This is a genomic window from Streptomyces sp. NPDC059900 (assembly GCF_050270335.1).
Classification (GTDB): Bacteria; Actinomycetota; Actinomycetes; order Streptomycetales; family Streptomycetaceae; genus Streptomyces.
This window is the reverse complement of sequence record NZ_JBNNJZ010000395.1, coordinates 1-7,669: the sequence shown is the minus strand read 5'-3', so window position 1 is coordinate 7,669 and position 7,669 is coordinate 1. Positions and strand designations below refer to the sequence as shown.

At 67.4% G+C, this 7,669-nt stretch carries 8 protein-coding genes; 5 read left to right on the top strand and 3 right to left on the bottom strand.

Features of this window, described 5'->3' with window-relative positions:
* Positions 1 to 552: 552 nt before the first annotated feature.
* From ACQKIP_RS33795 to ACQKIP_RS33785, 3 genes are all read left to right on the top strand, one after another.
* Entirely contained in the window at positions 553 to 2,115 is a 1,563-nt protein-coding gene (locus ACQKIP_RS33795) for an MFS transporter (protein ID WP_365865514.1), read from the top strand.
* A gap of 114 nt (positions 2,116 to 2,229) precedes the next feature.
* On the top strand, positions 2,230 to 2,625 hold the full coding sequence (locus tag ACQKIP_RS33790) for an ArsR/SmtB family transcription factor (protein ID WP_365865516.1): 396 nt from the start codon (positions 2,230 to 2,232) through the stop codon (positions 2,623 to 2,625).
* Between the two features lie 183 nt (positions 2,626 to 2,808).
* Positions 2,809 to 3,348: a DinB family protein gene (locus tag ACQKIP_RS33785; RefSeq protein ID WP_365865518.1), complete on the top strand. Its 540-nt coding sequence runs from the start codon at positions 2,809 to 2,811 to the stop codon at positions 3,346 to 3,348.
* Between the two features lie 24 nt (positions 3,349 to 3,372).
* Here ACQKIP_RS33785 and ACQKIP_RS33780 read toward each other — a convergent pair whose 3' ends face one another.
* The 3 genes from ACQKIP_RS33780 to ACQKIP_RS33770 are packed head-to-tail and all read right to left on the bottom strand — an operon-like array spanning position 3,373 to position 5,860.
* Positions 3,373 to 4,443, bottom strand: a complete 1,071-nt coding sequence (locus tag ACQKIP_RS33780) for an ArsO family NAD(P)H-dependent flavin-containing monooxygenase (protein ID WP_365865519.1) — start codon at positions 4,441 to 4,443, stop codon at positions 3,373 to 3,375.
* Positions 4,440 to 5,555, bottom strand: coding sequence for an ACR3 family arsenite efflux transporter (gene arsB / locus ACQKIP_RS33775; RefSeq protein WP_365865520.1), 1,116 nt, complete (start codon positions 5,553 to 5,555; stop codon positions 4,440 to 4,442). Before arsB ends, ACQKIP_RS33780 begins: the two co-directional genes overlap by 4 nt.
* Positions 5,555 to 5,860, bottom strand: a complete 306-nt coding sequence (locus ACQKIP_RS33770) for an ArsR/SmtB family transcription factor (RefSeq protein ID WP_365865522.1) — start codon at positions 5,858 to 5,860, stop codon at positions 5,555 to 5,557. Before ACQKIP_RS33770 ends, arsB begins: the two co-directional genes overlap by 1 nt.
* Positions 5,861 to 5,936: 76 nt before the next feature.
* On the opposite strand from ACQKIP_RS33770, the gene ACQKIP_RS33765 reads away from it, so the two are divergent.
* A complete protein-coding gene (locus ACQKIP_RS33765; protein WP_365865525.1) occupies positions 5,937 to 6,572 on the top strand; it encodes a low molecular weight phosphatase family protein in 636 nt (211 codons plus the stop codon).
* A gap of 67 nt (positions 6,573 to 6,639) precedes the next feature.
* Positions 6,640 to 7,059 carry an arsenate reductase ArsC gene (locus ACQKIP_RS33760; RefSeq protein WP_365865528.1) on the top strand — a complete coding sequence of 140 codons (420 nt, stop codon included), beginning with the start codon at positions 6,640 to 6,642 and terminating at the stop codon, positions 7,057 to 7,059.
* Positions 7,060 to 7,669 lie beyond the last annotated feature (610 nt).

Below are 7,669 nucleotides of genomic sequence, written 5' to 3'. Positions count from 1 at the left end.
CACCAAGACAGGACCCGCTCGTACAGGCCCCTGTGCTGCGTCTCGCTCAATGTATCGATGGCGGTCAAAGTATTCGAGACCTGGTTTTCAGCCGAGGACCCTTTCCCGCCAACTTCGCTCAACATCAGTCAGGAACCATCGGCACGAGATGCGTTTCCGCAGGCCACGGGGTTGCGATCGCGCGTCACACGTACGACAGGGCATCGATGCAGCCAGCGACACGCCACGTCGCCGCGAAGAGTTGTCATTGCGGCCACAAGCGGCCCACTTGCAGTCTCAGCAGGTCACGACCGCATTGAGCCGCCTGCGGGTACAGCGTGGAGATATTGCATAGATGGCTGAAACGAGCATCCAAAGTAAGCCGTTATCAACAGCGTTCACTGTTGATAACACTGAATGCTGGTTAGTCTGTGGACGGCCGGAGGTCGGCTCTCATCCCCCGTAGGAACCGGCCTCCGGCCACCCATCGCGAACGGCACCACGGACGAACGCGGCCCACACGCTTCGCTGTTGGTGTCCCCCACTCTGAATTGCGTCGTTGAGGAGATCTTTGTGAACCGCCCTGCCGGACATCCCCGCCGATGGCAGATTCTGGCCATCCTGTGCCTGAGTCTGGTTCTGATCGGGCTTGACACCCTGATCCTGAATCTGGCTCTGCCCAGCATCCAGAAGGACCTTGACGCCAGCAGCAGCCAGCTGCAGTGGACCGTCGACTCATACGCACTGGCCTTCGGCGGACTGCTGCTGATGGCAGGAGGGCTGTCGGACCGCTTCGGCCGCAAGAGGCTGCTGGCCATCGGTCTGGCTGCCTTCGCGGTGACCAGTCTCGGTGCCGCGTTCGCCACCACTCCCGAGCTGCTCATCACTTTCCGCGCCACGATGGGTATTTCGGCAGCCTTGATGATGCCCGCCACCCTGGCCATCATCAAGGACGTCTTCCCGCCGGAGGAGCAAGGCAAGGCCATCGGCATCTGGTCGGGCGCGGCCGCGGTCGGCGTACCCCTCGGTCCGGTCGTCAGCGGACTGCTGCTGGAGCACTTCTGGTGGGGCTCGATGTTCCTCATCAACGTGCCGTTGGCTGCGATCGCGCTCATCGGTGGCCTCAAGCTCATTCCCGAGTCCAAGGCCGACGGGCACCCCGGCCTGGACCTCGTCGGCGCACTGCTCTCGGTCGTCGGTCTCGTCGCCATCGTGTACGGCCTGGTGGAAGCGCCCCACAACGGGTGGGGCGACGTCGTGACCGTCGGGTCGTTGCTCGTCGGCGTCGCGTTGATGGTCGGCTTCGTACTGTGGGAGAAGCGCACCGAGCACCCCATGCTTGACATCGGCCTGTTCCTCAACGCCCGCTACGGTGGCGGCGCGCTGGCCATCGCCTGCACGTCCTTCGGCCTCTACAGCGGCCTGTACCTGCTCACCCAGTACCTGCAGTCGGTCCTCGAGCTGGACCCGCTCGGCGCCGGTCTGCGGATGCTGGCGATCGGCACCATGATGATCGGTGCTCCGCTGTCCGCCAAGCTCGTTGAGCGCACCGGCCTCAGGGCCACCGTGGTGATCGGCCTGGCGCTGTGCGCGGTCGGGCTCGGTATTCTCGCCGGCCTGCAGATCGACGACGAGGCGCAGGCCCTGTGGGGTCTTGCGGTGTTCGGTCTGGGCATGGGTATCGCTCTTCCCGCCGCAGTGGACGCCATCCTGGCCGTGTCCGCCGCCCGCCAAGCGGGCGCGGGCTCTGCGGTGGCCGACGTGGGCATGCAGGTCGGCGGCGCCCTGGGCATCGCGGTCAGCGGCAGTGTCATCGCCACCCTCTATCGCGACGACCTTCCCGCGGCCGCGCAGGTGCCGGGTGAGGCAGGCGACGCCGTACGCGAATCTCTTGCGGGTGCCTCCGCGGTCGCCCAACAGATCGGCGGGGCCGCAGGAGAGCGGGTACTGTCCGCCGCTCAGCAGTCCTTCGTGCACGGATTCACCGGCACCCTGACGGTCGCTGTCGCGGTCGCCGCCGTCGGCGCGATCGCCTCCGCGTTCATTCTGCCCCGCGGGCGGACAGTGGACGAGGACGGGGCACCGGCCACAGAGGTACCCGCGGAGTCGGAGGCCGACGCCCGGACCAGCTCGTAGTCGGGCACGGCCGCCATGCGTAGGATCAAAGGCGCAGTTCGCCCCGCCTCCAACAGCACCAGCGCAGCTGGTGCTGGCCCGAGCGGCGGGCTTGGGGGTGACAAGGAGGTGGTGATGGCCCGGCCATCAAAGCTGAGGGTCGCGGTGAGCGATCCCGGCCAGTGGCTCAGTGAGCGCGAGCGGGCGCAGGTGCTTGCTCCAAAACTGCGTGCGCTGGCGGACGAGACTCGGCTGACGCTGATCTTGTTGATCGCACAACGCCCGCGCACAGTGAAGGAGTTGCAGGAGGCCACCGGCCTCAGCCAAACGCTGGTCAGCCACCACCTGGCGCCGCTGCGCGAGCAGGAGCTCGTGGAGGCGATTCCGCAGGGGCGCAGCAACCAGTACGTGATGTGCTGCTCGGCGCTGGCTGAACCGCTGCGCATGTTCGCGAGCCTCGCGGCCTTGGATCCCGAGACGGTGGCGGCCTGCCTGCAGCCCGCCGCTCCTTCTCCCTCTGTTGAGGTCTGACGGCTAGACCTGCGCTCGAGACTGCCTCCGCCCTGGTGGGCGGAGGCAGTTCTGTTGGCGATCTACTGAGCCTTTATCCGACTTCACGTTGATGCGTGCCATCGGTTCTCGCCGCTTTGGGCAGATACTTGGTGCCCTGGGCTGAGCCGACTCGACAGGCTGCCCGGAGAGGTGGTGCGTGCGATGAGTGCATCGTCGCTGGATCGTCAGGCGATTCACGAGGAGCTGGAGCAGGCCCGTACGGCGTTCCACCGGCTTCTCGATGAGGCCAACGAGGCCGATTTGCGCCGGCTCACCGAGGGCACCCGGTGGACCAATCAGCAGCTGTTGTTCCACATGCTGTTCGGCTACATCCTGATCCGGCCGCTGCTGATCCTGCTGCGGATCTTCGGTCGGCTGCCGCGCGGCGTCGGACGGGGCTTTGCCCGGCTCCTCAACGCCGGGACCAAAGCCTTCGACGTCGTGAATTACCTCGGCCCCGTCGGCGGTGCGAGGGTCTTGGGGCGCCGCGGTATGGGGACCGCGTTCGACCGCGTGGTCGAGTTCCTGCATCGTAGGCTCGGCGCCGAGCGGGAGGCCGACTTTGCGCTCGCCATGCCCTATCCCACGCGCTGGGACCCGTTCTTCCGTGACGTCATGACCGTCGCCGACCTCTACCGCTATGCGACCCGGCACTTCGACTTCCATCGCGCACAGCTCACCCTGGCCGATGAGGACCGTTGACCGGGGAAGGCTTCAACCGCGCGGCTATCGAGCCTCGGTGGACAGCAGCGCGCTGATCTCGCGGGCTGCATCGCGCGCGGGGCGGCCCACGCCGATGAGGGTGGCGGAGGCGGGTCCCGTCCAGTCGCCGTAGCCAAGCAGATGCAGGCGGGTCTCGCCCGCAGCTCGTGTCCCGACCGTAGGGATGTGTCCGCGCGCACCACGTAGTCCGAGCGGTGCCAGGTGGGAGAGCGCGGGCCGGAAGCCGGTGCACCAGATGACCGCGTCCACTTCCGCGCGCGTGCCGTCCGCCCATTCCACTCCGTCGGCGGTGAGGCGGGCGAACATGGGCGACGCCTTGAGCAGACCCGCGTCCCGCGCTTCGCGCACCGGCGGAACGGCGACGATGTCGCCGAGGGACGCGACCCCGCCAGTGTCGGCCGTGCCCGCGTCCAGCGCGCGGCGCCGGGCCGTGGCGGCGTCGAACAGGGCGCGCCCGTCGATGTCGTCGGCCAGGAATCGCGGCGGGCGCTGGGTGACCCAGGTCAGCTCGACGCCGGCCAGGGCGAGGTCGGCGGTGATCTGCGCGCCGGAGTTGCCTCCGCCCACCACGACCACCCGCTGTCCGGCGAAGTCGGCCGGGCTGCGGTAGCCAACGGTGTGCAGCTGGCGGCCGGTGAACACCTCCCGGCCCGCGACCGCGGGCAAGAAGGGGCGCCACCAGGTGCCGGTCGCCGAGACGACCGCTCGTGCCGACCAGGTGCCCGCGTCCGCCTCCACTCGCAGCCGTTCGCCTTCGGGTCGTACGGCGCTCACCCGGACCGGGCGCTGCACGGGCAGGTCATAGCGCTGTTCGTAGTCGGCCAGGTAGTCCACGACGTGTCCGGCGTCCGGGTAATCCTCGCCGCTCTGGGCGGGCATGAGCCGCCCCGGCAGCGAGGAGAACGCAGCCGGGGAGAAGAGGTGGAGCGAGTCCCAGGTATGCCGCCAGGCGCCGCCGGGCGTGGACTGTGCGTCGAGGATGACGAAATCGAGCTTCTGCCGACGCAGGTGGTAGCCGACGGCGAGACCTGCCTGCCCGCCGCCGATCACCACCACATCCGCCGTGCGCGTCACGGGGCCGTCGTCACCGCGTCGGCGGCGAACTTCCTGCGCCAGGCCAGCGCGACATACACCAAACCGATCAGCACGGGGACTTCGATGAGCGGACCGACGACGCCGGACAGGGCCTGGCCGCTGGTGACGCCGAAGGTGGCGATGGCCACGGCGATGGCCAGCTCGAAGTTGTTGCCCGCGGCCGTGAACGCGAGGGTCGCGGCGCGGTCGTAGGCCAGACCGAGCCCCTTGCCCAGCAGGAACGTACCGAAGAACATGATCGCGAAGTACACGAGCAACGGCAGGGCGATGCGGACGACATCGACCGGCTGGGAGGTGATGGTCTTTCCCTGCAGCGCGAAGAGAATGACGATCGTGAAGAGCAGGCCGTAGAGCGCCCACGGGCCGATCTTCGGAAGGAACCTGGACTCGTACTCCTCCCGGCCCATCCTCTTCTCGCCGATGCGGCGGGTGAGGAATCCGGCAAGCAGCGGGACGCCGAGAAAGATGACGACGTTCAGTGCGATCTTCCACATGGAGATGTCAAGGTGCTCGCCGTCGCCCAGGCCCAGCCAGCCCGGCAGCAGGTCGAGGTAGAGCCAACCCAGCAGCCCAAAGGCGATGACCTGGAAGACGGAGTTCAGCGCCACCAGGACGGCGGCGGCCTCGCGGTCGCCGCAGGCCAGGTCGTTCCAGATGATGACCATGGCGATGCAGCGGGCGAGCCCGACGATGATCAGGCCGGTGCGGTACTCGGGCAGGTCCGGCAGGAAGATCCAGGCGAGGGCGAACATGACCGCCGGGCCGACGATCCAGTTGATGACCAGAGACGAGGCCATCAGCTTGCGGTCGCCGGTGACCGCGTCGAGCCTGTCGTAGCGGACCTTGGCGAGGACCGGATACATCATGATCAGCAGGCCGATGGCGATCGGCAGGGAGATGCCGCCGATCTCGACCTTGGCCAGCGCGTCGTTCATGCCCGGGATCAACCGCCCCAGGCCCAGGCCGACGGCCATCGCGATGAGGATCCACACGGCCAGGTAGCGGTCCAGGGTGGAGAGTTTGGCGACGATGCCGTCGCCGGAGGGCGCCGTTTCCTGGTCGCTGTGCGGGGTGGTGTCGGTGCGGCTCATCAGCAGGCCCTCTTGTTGTCGGCCGCGGTGCGGGCGGAGGCGGCCAGCTCGGCGAACTGCTCGGAGAGCGAGGCCAGGACCTCGGGGCGCAGCTTGTAGTAGGTGAAGCGGCCGCACGGTTCGGTCTCCACCAGACCGGCCTCGCGCAGCACCTTCATGTGGTTGGAGAGGTTGGTCTGCTTGGCGCCGGTCTCTTCCACCAGGTGCGTCGTACAGAGTGTCTCCCGGGCGAGCAGGGTCACGATTTTCAGACGGAGCGGGTCGCCGAGCACCCGGATCACATCAGCATCGACTGAAGTCAGCATGGACTGATACTCTCACATCATTCGGAGCTGATACCAGTCCGGGCTGAATCGTAGGACCCGCCGAAAGGGTTCCCTCATGACTAACTCACCCCTCCCCGTCTTTCCCGACGAGCGGCTGTCCACTGGCGTCGCCCGCCTGGCCTCCCGGCATGCGGGCCGCTTCTCCGTGGAGACCGTGCAGCTGCTGCTCACCGACTCCTACCAGCGCCTGGCCGAGCATTCCCGCGTCCGTACGCATCTGGTGGTGCTGTCCGAGCGGCTCGCCGGCGAACGGCTGGACGCCCTCGCCCACGTCGAGGGCACAGCAAGCAGCGGGCCGCTGCGGGTGTTGTTCGTCTGCAGCCACAACGCCGGACGCTCACAGATGGCCGCCGCGCTCCTGGCGCACCGTGCGGGAGACCGGATGACGGTGTCCTCCGCCGGTACGACCCCGGCCGACACGGTGGAGCGGGGCATCGCCCAGGCTCTGGTCGAAGCGGGCGTGGACCTGGCCGACGCCTACCCCAAGCCGCTGACCGACGAGGTCGTCCAGGCCGCCGACATCGTGATCACGATGGGCTGCGGCGACGCCTGCCCAGTCGTCGAGGGCCGCCGCTACCTGGACTGGCCGGTCGCGGACCCCGACGGCGCGCCCATCGCCGTCATCCGCTCCATCCGCGACGAGATCGACACGCACATCACTGACCTGCTCGAAACCCTGCTGGGCACCTGAACATCCCAGTCCGCAAACCCCGTTGACCGCTCATCAACACCGCTCATTGCCAGTGAAGGAAGACCTCATGACCACCATCCCTCCCCTCGCCTCCGTGCTCTTCGTCTGTGTCCACAACGCCGGGCGTTCGCAGATGGCGGCCGGATTCCTCACGCACCTCGCGGGCGACCGGATCGAGGTCCGTTCCGCCGGTTCGATCCCCGGCGACCAGGTCAACCCGGCCGCGGTCAAGGCAATGAAGGAGGTCGGCGTCGACATCTCCGCCCAGCAGCCCAAGGTCCTGACCACCGAGGCCGTTCAGGCATCCGACTACGTCATCACCATGGGCTGCGGCGACGCCTGCCCCATCTTCCCCGGCAAGACGTACCTCGACTGGGCACTGGAAGACCCGGCCGGTCAGGGGGTCGACGCGGTCCGCCCCATCCGCGACGAGATCCAGACCCGCATCGAGGCCCTCATCGCCGAGATCGACTCGAAGGAAGCGTGAGAGGGCTGGCCGACAGCGAGAACTGAGGGGTCTGCCGTACCCAACCGCGACCGCTCTGATCGTCAACGGTTTCTACATGACGCTCCCGCGTGCCGGAACGTGGGAGCGGGACGATTAGGCAGGAGCCCGACACCGTATGCGCCCTTCTCCCGACGAGCCCACCAATGCCGTGAGCCAGCAGGCCGAACCTGTCGCCCCGGGCACTCGGAGACGCCCTTGCTGATACCGCATTCCGTGATTGACCCGGTTCTACGCAGGCAGGGACTCAGCGGTGAAGGGCGAGTTTGATGGCAGAGGCGATCAGGATCACTGCCGGGACGGGGCTGGGGTTCCGAGGCCTCACTGCGACGAGGTCCTGACCTGCGGTTTCGTAATTATCCGCAAGGATCCTCCCAGGCAGCGGCCTCGGAACGGAACCCTGAGTTGCGAAGCACTGTCCAACTCGCAACATTCCGAGGCTGCAGAGGGATCATCATCTACCTCGGATAGGAACCGAGGACAGCACTTAGAGCTCGTAACACGATCTTGTTGAAGTGTGCTGGTTGGCCGTCTGTCTGCAGGGCATCCTGTTCGTCCTCTACAACGACGCAGCCTGGCAACTCCTGCCCCT

Bases quoted from the DNA above. Each gene is read 5' to 3' on its own strand.
- ACQKIP_RS33790 (WP_365865516.1), top strand. From the start codon at position 2,230: ATGGCCCGGCCATCAAAGCTGAGGGTCGCGGTGAGCGATCCCGGCCAG.
- ACQKIP_RS33770 (WP_365865522.1), bottom strand. From the start codon at position 5,860: ATGCTGACTTCAGTCGATGCTGATGTGATCCGGGTGCTCGGCGACCCG.
- arsB (WP_365865520.1), bottom strand. From the start codon at position 5,555: ATGAGCCGCACCGACACCACCCCGCACAGCGACCAGGAAACGGCGCCC.
- ACQKIP_RS33765 (WP_365865525.1), top strand. From the start codon at position 5,937: ATGACTAACTCACCCCTCCCCGTCTTTCCCGACGAGCGGCTGTCCACT.
- ACQKIP_RS33785 (WP_365865518.1), top strand. From the start codon at position 2,809: ATGAGTGCATCGTCGCTGGATCGTCAGGCGATTCACGAGGAGCTGGAG.
- ACQKIP_RS33760 (WP_365865528.1), top strand. From the start codon at position 6,640: ATGACCACCATCCCTCCCCTCGCCTCCGTGCTCTTCGTCTGTGTCCAC.